The 14,828-nt window shown below is 58.3% G+C and carries 8 protein-coding genes and 1 tRNA gene; 5 read left to right on the forward strand and 4 right to left on the reverse strand.

Translation table 11 applies throughout. The annotated features are described in order from the left end of the window. Positions 1–61 precede the first annotated feature (61 nt). From P8935_RS06080 to P8935_RS06090, 3 genes are all read right to left on the reverse strand, one after another. Entirely contained in the window at positions 62–1,243 is a 1,182-nt protein-coding gene (locus P8935_RS06080) for an acyl-CoA dehydrogenase (RefSeq protein WP_348264099.1), read from the reverse strand. Positions 1,244–1,318: 75 nt separating this feature from the next. Continuing rightward, complete coding sequence (locus P8935_RS06085) at positions 1,319–4,258, reverse strand: protease pro-enzyme activation domain-containing protein (RefSeq protein ID WP_348264100.1); 2,940 nt, start codon at positions 4,256–4,258, stop codon at positions 1,319–1,321. A 315-nt stretch (positions 4,259–4,573) separates the two neighbouring features. Beyond that, positions 4,574–5,515 carry a tetratricopeptide repeat protein gene (locus tag P8935_RS06090; protein ID WP_348264101.1) on the reverse strand — a complete coding sequence of 314 codons (942 nt, stop codon included), beginning with the start codon at positions 5,513–5,515 and terminating at the stop codon, positions 4,574–4,576. A gap of 533 nt (positions 5,516–6,048) precedes the next feature. Between P8935_RS06090 and P8935_RS06095 the strand changes: the two genes are divergently transcribed. The 3 genes from P8935_RS06095 to P8935_RS06105 all read left to right on the forward strand — a co-directional run bounded on the left by P8935_RS06095 (position 6,049) and on the right by P8935_RS06105 (position 13,347). Then, positions 6,049–8,889 (forward strand): EAL domain-containing protein, encoded by a 2,841-nt coding sequence (locus P8935_RS06095; protein WP_348264102.1) that lies wholly within the window; start codon positions 6,049–6,051, stop codon positions 8,887–8,889. Between the two features lie 231 nt (positions 8,890–9,120). Further along, complete coding sequence (locus tag P8935_RS06100; protein ID WP_348264103.1) at positions 9,121–10,923, forward strand: hypothetical protein; 1,803 nt, start codon at positions 9,121–9,123, stop codon at positions 10,921–10,923. A gap of 105 nt (positions 10,924–11,028) precedes the next feature. Next, positions 11,029–13,347 (forward strand): glycoside hydrolase family 44 protein, encoded by a 2,319-nt coding sequence (locus tag P8935_RS06105; protein ID WP_348264104.1) that lies wholly within the window; start codon positions 11,029–11,031, stop codon positions 13,345–13,347. A gap of 153 nt (positions 13,348–13,500) precedes the next feature. On the opposite strand, the gene P8935_RS06110 is transcribed toward P8935_RS06105, so the two are convergent. After that, a tRNA-Thr gene (locus P8935_RS06110) sits at positions 13,501–13,576 on the reverse strand. A gap of 153 nt (positions 13,577–13,729) precedes the next feature. On the opposite strand from P8935_RS06110, the gene P8935_RS06115 reads away from it, so the two are divergent. Both P8935_RS06115 and P8935_RS06120 read left to right on the forward strand, forming a co-directional pair. Continuing rightward, positions 13,730–13,981, forward strand: coding sequence for a hypothetical protein (locus tag P8935_RS06115; RefSeq protein ID WP_348264105.1), 252 nt, complete (start codon positions 13,730–13,732; stop codon positions 13,979–13,981). A gap of 104 nt (positions 13,982–14,085) precedes the next feature. Next, the gene (locus P8935_RS06120) at positions 14,086–14,745 is read left to right on the forward strand and encodes a hypothetical protein (RefSeq protein ID WP_348264106.1); all 660 of its coding nucleotides are present in this window, start codon (positions 14,086–14,088) and stop codon (positions 14,743–14,745) included. The last annotated feature ends 83 nt before the right edge of the window (positions 14,746–14,828 follow it).

Here is a 14,828-nt window from a genome sequence, read left to right on the forward strand (position 1 = left end):
AGTTGCACCAACGCCGCATATCCTGCAGCGCTATTAACTGACCACTGACCAATGGTCCCTGTCACAGCACCATCTTGCCAATCGTCATCAGCTGCATATTCGATGTGCCTTCGTAAATCTTGCCCACCTTGGCATCGCGATAATACTTCTCCGCTGGGTAGTCGCGCACAAATCCGTTGCCGCCGAACACCTCAACGCACAGGCTGGCTACTTTCTCCGCAACCTGCGATGTAAAGTACTTCGTCATCGCCGCCTCGCGCACATACGATATCCCCGCGTCCTTCAACCGGGCCGCGTTGTAGACCATCAGTTTTGCCGCTTCAATCTCCGTCGCCATCTCTGCCATCGTGAACTGCACAACCTGAAACTCCGCGATTGGTTTGCCAAACTGTTTCCGCTCCTTCGCATACTTCGCGGCGTGTCCCCATGCGCCTTCGGCCAGCCCCAGCATCTGCGCGCCGATTCCAATCCGCCCCTCGTTCAGCGTCTCAATCGCGATCTTGTATCCCTTGCCTTCTTCGCCCAGCAGATTTTCGGGCGGCACCACGCAGTTGTCGAAAACCAACTCGCACGTGCTGCTGGCACGGATTCCCATCTTGTCCTCCTTGCGCCCGACTGAAAATCCTGGCGTGCCTTTCTCTACCAGAAACGCCGTGATGCCGCGATAACCCGCCGCAGGATCAAGCGTGGAGAAGACCAGAAAAAGTCCGGCTTCCTTCGCGTTTGAGATCCAGAGCTTACGGCCATTCAAGCGATAGCCGTCGTCCACTTTCTCTGCTCGCATCTGCAACGCGAATGCATCCGATCCCGAACCAGCCTCGCTCAACGCATACGCGCCCGCAGTATCCGCAGCCACGCGTGGCAACCACTTCTTCTTCTGTTCTTCGGTTGCCCATCGACGCAGTGCATTTACCACCAGCGTGTTGTGCACATCCACCAACACGGCAACCGCGGGATCAACGGACGCGATCGCTTCGATTGCCAGCACCGCGTCAAAGAAACTCCCGCCCGCTCCGCCCAGGTCCTCGGGAATCTCAATCCCCATCAGCCCCAGTTCGAACAGCTTGCTCACCAGTCCCGGCGCAAACTGCTGCTCATCGTCCATGGTGCGCACCGCGGGGGCAATCGTCTCCTCCGCGAACTGCCGCACAGTCGCGTAGAACATTTGTTCTTCTTCTGTCAGTCGAGTTAGTGGTGAGGGGGAATAGCTCTTGTTAGACAAGGAAATCAGTGCCTCCGGCATCGGAGTGTATCAGACGCACAAACAAAAAGGGCAGACTCCTCGCGGAGTCTGCCCCGACCGTCCTTCAAATAAATATTAGTTGATCACCAGCGAGAATGACGACTGCGCCGTGACCGTGGAAGTGACCGAATCCGTTCCAGTGAAGGTGATGGTATACGTCCCCTTGGCTGGATCGGTAATCGTCGTACCGCCCGTATTACTTGTTGTGCCTCCGCACGCTGACACCACCAGTCCCAGCGATGCCAGTGCAATCACGCAGGCCACTTGCCGCAGTTTCCGCGATGAACGACCCAGGAACCCTGCCAGCAACAACCCTCCGAACGCCATTCCAATAGGAAGTTTGCTGCTCTTTTGCGGAGTGCTCTTGCTGGGCTTGACTGATCCTGTTCCGTGCGGAATAACGCGCAGGCCCTTTGCCTTCACCGCTCCAGTCGTGCTCGCACAATCGGCTGCATTGGTGTCGAATGTAATTGCTCCGGAAGCCGCCGTGCTCCCTACCGTAATCGCCCCTGAGGTGCTAAGTCCCGTGCCCGCAAATACGCACAGGTTAGCCAGCGCCGTGTCATTCGAGGTGACATAAGAAAGATTCACGGTGCCCGTGTATCCGCTCGACGGCGTCACCGTCACCGTTTCACTCCCCTGCGATCCTTGCTTTACCGTCAGAGTGGCAGGAGTAAGCGCCAGCGCGAATCCGCAAGAACTTCCGCCTACCGTCAACGTCACGCTGCCCGTTGAAGGCGCATCAGTCGCATCGCCCGCGTATTGCGCCACAATTGTATGGACGCCGCACGTCGAAAAGTTTGCCGTATACGTGGCCGTACCGCCCGACAGAGTCACCGGCGTTGTCGTACTCCCCGTGGCGCCGTACGCCGAGCCGCTTCCATCAATCGAAAGATTCACGGTTCCCGTTGGCGTACCGCTACCGGTTGCCCGCGCCACCGTAATGGTCACGACGTCATTCGTGCTCGGGTTGAGGGTCGCGCTTGCAGCCGAAACCGTTGTCGTTGTTGCGATCAACGCAGTTCCAGTATTTAGCGGCCACGCTACCGTCAGCTTGTCCAGGTCGAAAGACCCCAACCCGGTTGCGAGGTCATAGCCCGTCGTTGCCGAATAATCCGTAGTTGCGCTGCCGGTGCAGTAACTCGTTCCCAGACTTGAAGGGCACGCATTGTTACCGCTGGTGATGTCGTGGAAGACCCCTGCGTAGGTGGCGCTGTTCGCCGCCAGCTTATACAGTTCGGTATTCAAAAGACCCTGGCCAGTGTTGTAGCCCTTCTGCTGGTTCAGGATCGCTACCATTCCTGCGAAGATTGGGGTGGCGAAACTCGTGCCTCCCGCCAGTGTCAGATCCTGGGTCGCAGAATCGCGAAATGTGTTGTTACTGCAGCTTGCCGTTTGCCCTGTCGACCATGCCGAAGAATCGCTGCTGCAGTAGATGTATGGAACATACGCCGGAGAGGACAATAGCGAGATATCCGGCACATCGCGCGCGTTGTCGCTGGGAATGCCCGGGACGCCCGTTTGCCAGCTCGGCTTCGTCTTGTAGATCGTGCTTACACCGCCGCCGCCAGCGCTCAGACTGGTATTGCCGCCATTAACCGCCAGCGCATCATCGTTCCAGACAACCTCAGGAATGTACTGCAACGCCGACGTCAAAATATCCGTGCCGCTGGTTTCCGCTGTCCAGTAACCCTGCCCTTGCGTGTAATACGCAGTATTAGCCTGAGAAATCTCGGTGCCCCCGACGCCAGTAACATACTGGCTGCTTGCCGGGTAGCTCACCGCAATTGCCTCCTGCGTAGTCAGCGGCGGATTGGTCGTCGTTGGGCTCTGATAGCAGGCGGTTGAACCCGCATCGCCCGAGGCAGCCACAATCGTCTGACCTTGCGCTACGCCCTGGGCCAGAATCGCATCCAGCGTGGTTATGTTCGCAGCCGAGATGTTCGGTTCGCATGCGCCATAGCTAATGCTGATAATGTTTGCGATCTTCTCGTCCACCGCGTATTGAAGCGAATCAAATACGCCAAAATTGCTGTTGCCTCCCGTATAGACAAAGAAAACATCGGCTCCAGGAGCAATCGCGTCCGACCACTCCAGATCGAGATCCGATTCGCTCTCATCGCCCGAAAACAACTGCGAGCCGCCTGATCCCGGCACGATCACCATGGTCGGATCCTTCACCGTGAGCTTGGCGGCGTTCTGAAAACTCTCCAGATCGCTAGTCACCACGCTTGACTGGCCGAGAATGGCAATCGACTGTCCCGTGCCGTTGATCGAAGCACTCAACAGAGGATTCAGATCGTAGATCATCTTGACATCGCCGGGCGCGAGATACACGCTGCCCGAAACTCCCGAAGTGAAATTAGCCCGTGGCTGAACAGCATCGCTGCGGATGTGCATGGGGCGTGGTCTGAAGTCATCCAGGTTCCCGACCGTCGCGACACTCGATAACACCGCCGACGGCAATGAAAGCGCCGTAGCGGGAGCAAAATGCTTTTCGCCGCGCACGTTGTAGTAGTGCATCTGCGTCTGGAATGCCTGCTCCACCTGCCCTGCATTGCCCGAGAAGCGGATCAGGTTCCGGCTGCGCGCCACAGAGTCCACTGAGAATCCCTGCTGTTGCAGCCACGTCTGCACCTTGTCGATGTCCGACTGGGCCATGCCGAAGCGCGCCGCAAACTGGTCCGGCGTCAGCCATTGGTGATACAGCGGGGAGGCGGGATTCTGCTGCGCGGCAATCAGCGCTTCCAGATCCGCTTGCTGAGCGGCCGAGCGATTAAACACAATGCTCATTCCCTTCAGCTGGGTATCGGCCGGCATACGTCCGGCATCGTATTGGGCCTGGGCCAGTGGGTGCTGCGAACCCTTCAGCAGAGACATCTGCGAGACGTTCACTTCGCTTGCAATGCGGGCAGCCGGCGTCTGCGCGGCCAGGACAATCGTCGCCAGGGCACAGGCAGACGAAAAGCCACATGCCCGAAGCATCTTCTGACCTTGGAGGAGCTTCGTAATCATAGCCATCCTTCGGAACGGAAAGTTTGAGACCAGACGTGAGCCGCACTGGCCCATGCTCGAGTCAAGCCTATGTCAATGACGCCCAGGAAGTCCTCATCAGGGAGGGAAATGAAGTCTGCCGCCCAGGCGTAGCCTGCGTCGGGGAAACCCGGAAAAACGGTCCAGGAGTCAGCCCCTCTTTTTTAGACTCGTATCCAGCCACAAAGTTGTGAATGCGTTGAACCTGGACGTATTGGCGGGCACGTGGAGACGACTTTTCCCCTCTCGCCGGTCCAGAAAGGTACGAAAGAGCAGTCTGGGTTCGGTACCTTCTGATCAGTTTAGCCGCTGCAATACCTGCAGGTCAGCCATCCCTTTGACAGGAGCAATATAGCTGGCGGCGCGCCACGAGATTGATAGCTTTTCCCCGTCCAGCAGCTTCCGAATCTGGGTTCGTGCGTGTTCGCTCCACGGGCCGGACTTGTCCAGCTTGGCATAAGCTTGCCAGTGCCGCAGGGCTGCCCGCCGTTCGCCCTTGCGCTCGTATGCCAGGGCAAGGTTGTAGTGTGCATCGGCATACCGCGGCGCCAGTTCGACCGCACGCTGGTAGGCTGCTATCGATTCGTCAGGCCGTTCCAACTCATCCAGTACGTTGCCCAGATCGAAGAAAGCCAGCACGTAGCCGGGGTCTTTCTCTGTCGCCTGCCGGTACAACTCTTCCGCACGCACGAATTGCCGCAGATGAAAGTGGATAGTGCCGAGGTTGATGTAGCCCGGCGCGTAATCCGGATCGACCCGCAGCATCTCCTCATAGAGCGAAATCGCCCGATGCTTCTCGCCGGTCTCTTCGGCTTGAACCGCCGCCACAAACAGTTCCTGGATTCCCTTGATCCCGTCCGATGCCCGCCGCAGCGCTCGCACTTCCGATGTCGCCGTCTGCCGCTCTACCCGTTCAAAATCAAAAAGCAGCTGACGCCGTATCGGGTCAACCATGGCGCCGTCGCAGCGAAATGCCAACCGCGTTCCCGTCCGTACCAGCGAGGCCTCCTGCAACGGATTCGACATTCCCGCCACCGCCTGCATGGCCGCAACAGAATGCCGGATCGACGCCGAAGATACGTCATCCTCACGCAGCGAACGCAGCGTCCTCAGTTGACCAAGATCCTGAAAGGTGTAAATCTCGCGCTGGGAGATCAACCCGGCCTTTTCCCACCCCAGCAACTGGCGGGAACTGATCTGCAGAATCCTCAACACATCCTGGCGGCTAAAGCTGTTCACTCTTCAATGCTCCGGTGGTTGCATCCCGGTCGTGCGCAGGACCGAATTGGGCTCACAGTTTCAATTCCCGATTCTGCTCCTGAACGTGGTGCTCGAATCAGCGACGAAGGAACCGCTCTCTTGCATGTGGCTGGTCACCTGTTCGGTCCTTGAGCAAGGTCAACCGATAGCCCCTGTCTCAACTCGCCTCACCTGGCGCCCGTCACATTACAGCTTGGATTATGCCAAGAATATGCGTGGATAAGCAGGGACGAAACAATAACCGATAAAAAAGTGCGTGGATAACCGGTACCTCATTTGGTTCCAACGCCTTCGCTCGTCGCATACTGAGTGCATTTTCACGTTCAGCTTATGACCACGATTGCTGCCACTCCGCAGGATTTCCCGTATCGGAGAGTGAAGCGAACATTGATTCTCCATAGCGACGAACGTTGAATTGATTCGAACCCTCGGCGTCGGTCAACGTTGGGATATGCTACTTTTGCCCTACTAACTTTACTTAGTTTTTCCAGATGCCTGGCGAGACAGGCCTTATGGATAATCCAGGTCAAACGATGGAAGCCGAGCGCAGCCTGCGTGAACTCGCAGAATCCCTCCAGGAATCCCAAAGGATCGCTGGACTCGGTAGTTACGTGCTCGACCTCAAGACCATGGTCTGGTCCTCTTCCGATGTCCTTGATGAAATCTTTGGCATCGGGCCGGACTACGTTCGTTCCGTCGAAGGATGGACAGCGCTCATTTATCCCGAAGATCGCGAGCCCATGGCCGCTTACTTCGAGGAAGAAGTTCTCGGTCAACATAAACTGTTCAACCGCGAATATCGCATCATCAGTCACAACAAGCGTGCGCGTCGATGGGTGCACGGGCTCGGACGCATCGAGTTCGGCGCTAACGGTGATCCGCTCATCATGCGCGGCACAATCCAGGACATCACCGAGAGAAAACGCGCTGAAGCCGATCTCCGCCAGAGCGAGGAACTGCTACAGCTCTTCACTAAACATGCGCCCGCCGCCCTCGCCATGTTCGACCGCAACATGCGCTATATCGCCGCCAGCCGCCGCTGGTGCGAGAACTTTAAACTTCAGATCGACGACATCCTCGGTCGATCCCATTACGACATATTTCCCGATCTCCCCGCCCGCTGGCTTACCATTCATCGCCGAGCATTAGGCGGTGAAACCATCAAGAGCGAAGACGAACGCTATGACCGTTCCGACGGCTCGATATTCTTTGTTCGCTTTGAAGTTCGGCCCTGGTTAATGGGAACGGGGGATATCGGCGGCATCATCATCTTTTCTGAGGACATCACCGCGCGCAAGCACGCAGAATCCAGGCTTCAACTCGCCGCCAGCGTCTTCACGCACGCAGCCGAAGGCATCGTCATCACCGATCCTTCCGGCATCATCCTCGACGTCAACGATGCTTTTACGCAGATCACCGGCTACAGTCGCGAAGAGGCGGTCGGCATGTCCTCCAACCTTCTCCGCTCCGGCCGCCAGGGCAGAGAGTTCTACGCCAACATGTGGCGCGATCTTATTGAAAGCGGACACTGGTCGGGAGAAATCTGGAATCGCGCCAAGGATGGTCGCATCTTCCCTGAATTGCTCACCATTACGGCGGTCCGCGACAACGCTGGAGTAACCCAGCAATACGTCGCCCTATTCTCCGACATCAGCTCTGAAAAAGAGCGCGAGCAGGCGCTTCAGAGGATCGCTCGGTATGATCTGCTCACTGGCCTTCCTAATCGCGCACTCCTGCGCGAGCGCCTCCATCAAGCCATGTCCCAGGCCAGCCGTCGCGGCAGCATCCTCGCCGTAGTGTGCCTCGATCTCGACAACTTCAAAGCCATCAACGACCGTCATGGCCACGCCATCGGCGACGATTTGCTCACCACCATTGCTCATCGCATGAAGTCGGTATTGCGCAAAGACGATACACTCGCACGACTCGGCGGCGACGAATTCATCGCGGTGCTTCTAGACTTCGATAATCCCGACCAGTGTTTTCCCTCCGTGATGCAGCTACTTCAAGCCGCTTCTCAGCCTGTCTTTGTCGGAGCACAATCGCTGCAGCTCTCGGCCAGTGCCGGCATCGCCTGCTACCCCCAGGCCGAAGATGTCGATGCCGACCAGCTTCTCCGCCAGGCCGCGCAAGCCCTCTATCAATCCAAAATCAGCGGCAAGAACCGATATCTCCTTTTCGATTCCACCCTCGCGCTTTCTACCCGCGGCCATCACGAAGATCTCGAACGTATCCGAGTCGCGCTGTCCAAAAATGAGTTCGTTCTCCATTACCAACCAAAGATGAACATGGCTACCGGCGCTATCAAAGGCGCAGAAGCCCTTATCCGGTGGAATCATCCCGAACGTGGATTGCTCCTGCCCGGCAGTTTCCTCCCCATCGTCGACGGGCATTCGGTTGCTCTCAACATCGGCGAATGGGTCATTGAAAGTGCACTTCGCCAACTCGAAATCTGGCGCGACACAGGGCTGGACATTCCGATCAGCGTTAACATCTCAGCGCAGCAGTTGCAGCAGGCCGACTTCTGCGCGCGACTCAACGAACTGCTAGTCGCGCACCCTTCCGTCGATCCCACGAAACTCGAAATCGAGGTTCTGGAGAGCAGCGCGCTGCCCGACATGTCGCAGATCGCCCAAGTCATTCACTCCTGCGGTAGACTCGGCGTCTCCTTCGCTCTCGATGACTTCGGCACCGGCTATGCTTCGCTGGATTTCCTCAAGCGCCTGCCCGTAGACGTTCTCAAGATCGATCAGACCTTCGTGCGCGACATGCTCGACGACCCTGAAGATCTGACCATCGTCGAAGGAATGCTCGGCCTCGCTTCCGCCTTCCGTCGACTGGCCGTAGCCGAGGGAGTCGAAACCATCGAGCAGGGAATTCTTCTCCTCCGCCTCGGATGCCAGGTTGCGCAAGGCTTCGGCATCGCGCGGCCCATGCCCGCGGAAGACCTTCCCGCCTGGGTCGCATCCTGGAGGACTCATCCGCAATGGTCCAATGCCGTTGCGCTCCACCCCTCTGACCGGCCGCTCCTTTACGCCGGCGCAGAACACAGCGCTTGGGTCGGCGCCATCGAAGCGTTTCTTCATGGCAAACGGCGCGTGCCCCCGTCACTCGATCCAACGCAATGCCGGCTCGGCGCGTGGATGTGCTCGCAGACCCCTTCCTCGGAAGTCCGCCACGCAACTTTTCTTGAGGCCGAGTCGCTTCATCGCAATCTTCATGCCTGTGGCGGAGAGATTCTCAACCTCAGCGCTGTCGGAAACCCCGCCGAAGCTGCCGCCGCCTTGTCCCGCCTTCACTCTCTCCGCGATAACCTCGCTTGCGAAGTCAAAAAGCTTCTCGCAATCCAGTAACCCCTCAGGAATCAGCATCCGCGACGGGCGTGTCCTAAAGTCACCACTCGCCTGCTCCCCGACATCGCCTTGTGCGCGTCGGATAGCGTATCATTGCGCGAAAATTCCAACCGGTCTGAAGCGGGCTAAATCGCTTTTTAAGAGGCGTACGCTCGGCACTGCGAATAAGGTGCGCTCCGCGCAGATGGAAAACGAACCGGGAGGCGAATGAACGCACACGGGAGAACATCAGTGAAGAATTTGCACCAGAATGCAGCACTTTGGATGGCAGTGAGTCTCGCAGCAACCTTGACCGCCTGTGGAGGCGGTGGTGGCGGTTCGACTACCCCCCCTCCCCCCCCGGCCAAGACCACCCCCACCATCACCGTCACGCCCTCCGCGTCCACAATCACCACCGCGCAGGCTCTCTCCGTCGCGGTGGCCGTCAACGGTGGCAGCGGCAACGCGGTGCCGACCGGTTCCATCACGCTCAGCAGCGGAGCCTACACTTCTTCGGCGACGACCCTGGCCAGCGGTAGCGCAACCGTCAACGTGGCCGCGGGTTCGCTGGCTGTAGGCGCAAACACCCTCACAGCCTCCTACACACCGGACTCCTCCAGTTCTTCCACCTATAATGCCGCCACCGGCAAGTCTTCTGCAGTCAACGTGACTGCAATCGCCACCACCGTTGCCGTCAATCAGGCCAGCATCGGTCCCGCCATTAGCGACAAACTTCTCGGGATGAACATGGCCGCATGGTACGACCCCACAACGGCTGCAGTTGTGCCCGCATTCCAGGCTGCGGGAATCAAAGCTGTGCGTTGGCCCGGCGGTTCGTGGTCCGACGATTATCACTGGGCCACCAACACCATGTGCGGCAACACGCCCAACACCAACGCAACTTTCGCCAACTTCGTCAATGACCTCGTCACCCCCGGCAGCTTTGACGTCGCACTCACCGCGAACTACGGAACCAACGCGGCCTGTACCGGCCCCGGTGACCCCACCGAAGCCGCAGCCTGGATCGCGCAGGCGAAATCCATCAATGCTCACGTCAGCCACATGACAGTCGGCAACGAAGAATACGGAAGTTGGGAAGACGATCTTCACTCCAAAAAGAACGACGCCGCCACCTACGCCGCCGCCGTCGGAACCGCATCGACCAGCGGCTACTACTCTTTGATCAAGGCCGCAGATTCCAGCGTGCTCGTTGGCGTTGACGTCAATCCTGGAAACTCGCCCGCGTGGGATCCGACCGTTCTTGCGAATTCAAAATACGATTTCGTCGAATATCACTACTACCCGCAAGCTCCCGGCAGCGAGAGCGACACCTACCTCGTCCAGAAAGCTGCCAATGACCTCACCACTGAGATCAATACCCTGAAGACCGAACTTGCTACAGCTGGCAATCCCAACACCCCCATCTACGTCGGTGAGATCGGTTCCGTGTACAGCAACCCCGGCAAGCAAAGCCTTTCCATCACGCAAGGTCTCTATGCAGGCCAGGTGCTCGGCGAATTAATGAATGACGGCGTTGCCCGCGCCACCTGGTGGATTGGCTTCGGCAACTGCAACGGCACTCAAGGCAATGATTCCAGCTCGCTCTATGGCTGGCAGAATTTCGGCGGCTACAACGTCTTTGCCGATGGCCCCTCGGATACCGGTTGCGCCGGCGCCGGTCCCATTGGAACCATGTCGCCAACAGCGCGCGCGTTCCAGCTCTTCAGCAAGGTTGCCGTCAACGGAGAAAGCGTACTTACCGCCACCGTCGCCGGAGACACCGCCAACGTCCGCGCCTATGCCGCCACTAACAGCGGCGGCACGGCGTTGGTCCTGTTCAACCTGAATCAGTCTGTATCCGCCCCAGTCACGGTATCGCTCTCCGCGCAAACCACGAGCTCTGACGTTCTAGTCGAAACATACAGCAAGGCTCTCTACGACCAGTCGCAGAACAACGTCTGGGCTGCACCCACCACCACCGATTTGGGCACCAAGACCCTGCCCCTGGCGCTCACGCTCGATCCGTGGAGCATGAACGTTGTGATCATCAAGTAGCCATCTCGTTGAAGCGTGGCTTGTCATGACCAGTGCGCAGGCTACGACGACCGAAGCTGCAACAAGCCGCTAAAAACTCTGGTCAACACAAGGGGAGAAATCGCGATGAAGATCTCGCACCGGAATGCAGCACTTTGGATGGCAGTGAGTCTCGCTACAGTATTCAACGCGTGCGGCGGTAGTGGCGGCGGCACGACAACGACCCCTCCGCCGCCGTCGGCCTTCGTCCTTACCGTGAACACCGTGAATCCTGTCAACGGTGTCGCCATGACCGTAGCGCCGGCAGACAACAATGGCGCCGCCAACGGCAACGCCAGTTTCACGCGCACCTACAACTCCGGAACAGCCGTCACCGTAACCGCACCTGCAACCTCCGGCAGCCATACCTTTATATCCTGGGCTGGGTGCACCTCCGCGAAAACCGTCGCGTGCAGCATAACGATGAGCGCGAACGCCACCGTCACTGCCACCTACGCGTCTCCCACCATCGCCGTCACGCCGAACACCGCCATCATCGGCTCCCAGGTGCAGTTCAACGCAGCACTTCCCACCGGAGTAACCGGCGCCATTACATGGTCCGTCGCCGCGCCTGCAGGCAACTCACAAAGTGCGGGCACCATCAGCAACAACGGCCTCTACAACACGCCTTACCCTGCTCCCGCAACGGTCACCGTTACCGCGACCAGCACGCAGGACACAACCGTCACAGGCAGCGCAACCGTCACTCTTTCGCAGCCCGCCGCATCCACGGGTCCATCGCTCACCATAGATGCTGGGACCATCACGCATCCAATCAACCCGTACATCTACGGCATGAATGCATTTCAACTCGCGGCGAGCGAAGCCGCATCCGCCAACCTCTCCATCAACCGCTTCGGCGGCGACGCAACCTCGCGTTACAACTACCAACTCGATGTCACCAACTCAGCCAGCGACTGGTATTTTGAAAACGGAACAGGCAGCACAGGGGTGCAGGACACCGGCGAATTCAACCAGCAGGTTGCCAGCGATCACGCCAATGGCACCAGGACCATCGGCACTGTTCCCGTCAACGGCTGGGTCGCCAAGGACGGCACCTCGTGCAGCTTTCCAATCGCTACCTATCCGAATCAGGTGGCGGTGGATCCATACGGTGGAAGATGCGGCAACGGCCTCTATCCCAGCGGCATAAACAACTGTACCAACGCCAGTGGCTGTAACATCACCGGAGTTGCCGCAACCAACACCAGCATCGCCGTCGATGCCACGTGGACCGGAAACTGGGTCAAATATCTCGTTGGCAAGTTCGGAACCGCGGCTAACGGAGGCGTCGCAGTTTATGACCTGGACAATGAGCCGAGTTGGTGGGATGCAGTGCACCGCGACGTTCATCCTCTGCCTTTTACTTATGACGAAGTAACCAACAATGGCATCGCCCACGCAGTGGCAATCAAGTCGGCAGATCCCACCGCTGAAGTCAGCGGCCCCGTGATGGATTATTGGTGGGGATATTTCTATTCCAAGAAAGACATCGAGAATGGATGGGGCTCCGGTCCTTGCTATGAACCATGGAGCAACCCCGTTGATCGAAATGGGCACGGCGGAGTTCCGCTCATCGAGTACTACCTGCAGCAATTCGCGGCATATGAAAAGGCACACGGCACGCGACTGCTCGATTACGTCGATCTGCACACCTACTTTGTTGCAGACAACCTGGCCTTCAGCACTGGCGGTGATACGCAAGCCCAACAGGCGCGCATCAACTCCACCCGCGTCTTCTGGGATCCCACCTACACCGATCCGAATTACTCGCAACCCAACTACACCACCGATTCCAACTTCACTTCAAACTGCAAGACGCCCCTGCAAGCGCCGCAAGTCATTCCCATGATGAAGAAGTGGGTCGCCACTGACTACCCCGGCACCAAGCTTGCGATTACCGAATACAACTGGGGAGGACAGGAACACATCAACGGGGCACTCGCGCAGGCGGACATCCTCGGTATATTCGGCCGCGAAGGCCTGGACATTGGCACCCTTTGGGGTGCGCCCGATCCCGTCAAGCAGATCCCCGGCCTCATCGCCTTCGAGATCTTCCGCAACTACGACGGCGCGAAATCGACCTTTGGCGACCAGGCCGTTACCTCCACCAGCAGCGATCAGGGCAAGCTCTCCGTCTATGGGGCTCTTCGTAGCAAAGACAATACGCTCACCGTGGTCGTCATCAACAAAACCTACGGCGACTTCACCACCACGCTCAACCTGGCCAACTTCAAGCCTGGAGGTCCGGCTCAGGTGTTCCTCTATAGCAGTGCGAACTTGAGCGCTATCGCTACCCAGCCCAACCTCACCGTCACAGCTCCCGCCGGTACGGGCACAACCAGCACCCTGTCGACGACCTTCCCGGCACAATCCATAACAGTGTTGGTGGTTCCCAAAGCTTAATCAAGGCTTTGTTCGCGTGCGTCAGCATCCTGAGCAAAGTCGAAGGACCTGTTTCTTACGGCCTCTTCGGCACCGAAACCTCGCCCATAAACACACCATTGCCCGCCCTCACCCCCAGCGGTGTCTAAGTTTTAAGAAGGAATTCGGAGCAGATGGAGCCGACGATCGGACTTGAACCGATGACCTGCTGATTACGAATCAGCTGCTCTACCAACTGAGCTACGTCGGCGATGCGAACAGGCATTTAGAGGCAGCAGCTGTTCGTGTCTCCTTCACGATTGTATCGTTGTGCCGGAATTCGGTAAAGGCGGCGGCCGAGGCAGCCAAAGCACTGCCTCCGGCGTCCCTTCAATATCCGCTCGAAGAGGAGCCGATCGAATCAATGATGAACATTACCCTGCAGCTATCTTTCAGAATTGCCTTGGTCTGGGCCGCAGGATTTCTAATCGCAGTCGCAGTCGAAGCCCTGCTCCCCGACCAGGCCGGCCTCACCTTGGCCAGCAAGCAAAGCACCCTGTTCATCTCCTTCAGCCGCATGGGCTTCTGGACCTGCGTCCTCGCGGCACTCATCGTCACCGCATTAGTCGTAGGCCGTGCCCTTCTAGCCGACATCGGCTGGAACACTTTTCGTTAGCGAGCGCCTCAACACTCTCCGAGAAAGTGTCATGCGATCTCGTAGGAAACCACATCTCACCTCAATCGCGACCCGCTATACTGCTCCCCATGCCTACAGACCCCATGGAAGAATGGCGGCGCCTCACCACGTTCTACGGCGAAATGGGCGACATTGAGATTCGCGATCTCGCCGCTCAAATCAACGATCTAACCCCAAACGCCCAGCAAATCCTCCGCGATGAACTCAAGAAGCGCGGTATCGCCGACACGAGGCCCACGCGAAACATCCCCTCTTCCGACAGTGATATCGGCGTGCATTGGGACGATGGGGAGGACAGCGATCAGGACATCGATCCTGACGCGCTTGAGCGTGGTGCTGCCGAATACACCTGGAAGACTGGCCTCTGCCGTTGCGATTCAATCGACGAAGCCGCTCAACGAGGTGAGATGTTGCGCCGCGCCGGAATTGAGAGCTGGGCCCAGCGACCAGGATCGCGCTTTTTTGTTCCGTGGCTAGAGATAGGCGAGGGCGACATTCAGCTCAACGTCGCCGCCGACCAACTGGACCAGGCGCGCGCCGTCATCGCTCAGCCCATTCCGCAGGACATCATCGACGAGCTGAAAGAACGAGAAGCAGCGCCCGCCTACCAAATCCCCCGGTGCCCCCGTTGCAAAGCCGAAGACCCCATCCTCGAATCCGTAGAGCCTTCGAACAACTGGCTCTGCGAATCGTGCGGCCACACCTGGTCTGACCCGATCCCCGACCAAGCCTCCGAAAACTAGCCCTCAAAAACGGAAAGAGCCGCCCGGCAACAGGGCAGCTCCTTCCTCAGGGAGAATAGTTCCAACGGAGGCAAAACCATCAG

The sequence above is a fragment of the Telmatobacter sp. DSM 110680 genome, from assembly GCF_039994875.1.
Taxonomy (GTDB): Bacteria; Acidobacteriota; Terriglobia; order Terriglobales; family Acidobacteriaceae; genus Telmatobacter.

Bases quoted from the DNA above. Each gene is read 5' to 3' on its own strand.
- P8935_RS06105 (WP_348264104.1), top strand. From the start codon at position 11,029: ATGAAGATCTCGCACCGGAATGCAGCACTTTGGATGGCAGTGAGTCTC.
- P8935_RS06120 (WP_348264106.1), top strand. From the start codon at position 14,086: ATGGAAGAATGGCGGCGCCTCACCACGTTCTACGGCGAAATGGGCGAC.
- P8935_RS06085 (WP_348264100.1), bottom strand. From the start codon at position 4,258: ATGATTACGAAGCTCCTCCAAGGTCAGAAGATGCTTCGGGCATGTGGC.
- P8935_RS06095 (WP_348264102.1), top strand. From the start codon at position 6,049: ATGGATAATCCAGGTCAAACGATGGAAGCCGAGCGCAGCCTGCGTGAA.
- P8935_RS06115 (WP_348264105.1), top strand. From the start codon at position 13,730: ATGATGAACATTACCCTGCAGCTATCTTTCAGAATTGCCTTGGTCTGG.
- P8935_RS06080 (WP_348264099.1), bottom strand. From the start codon at position 1,243: ATGCCGGAGGCACTGATTTCCTTGTCTAACAAGAGCTATTCCCCCTCA.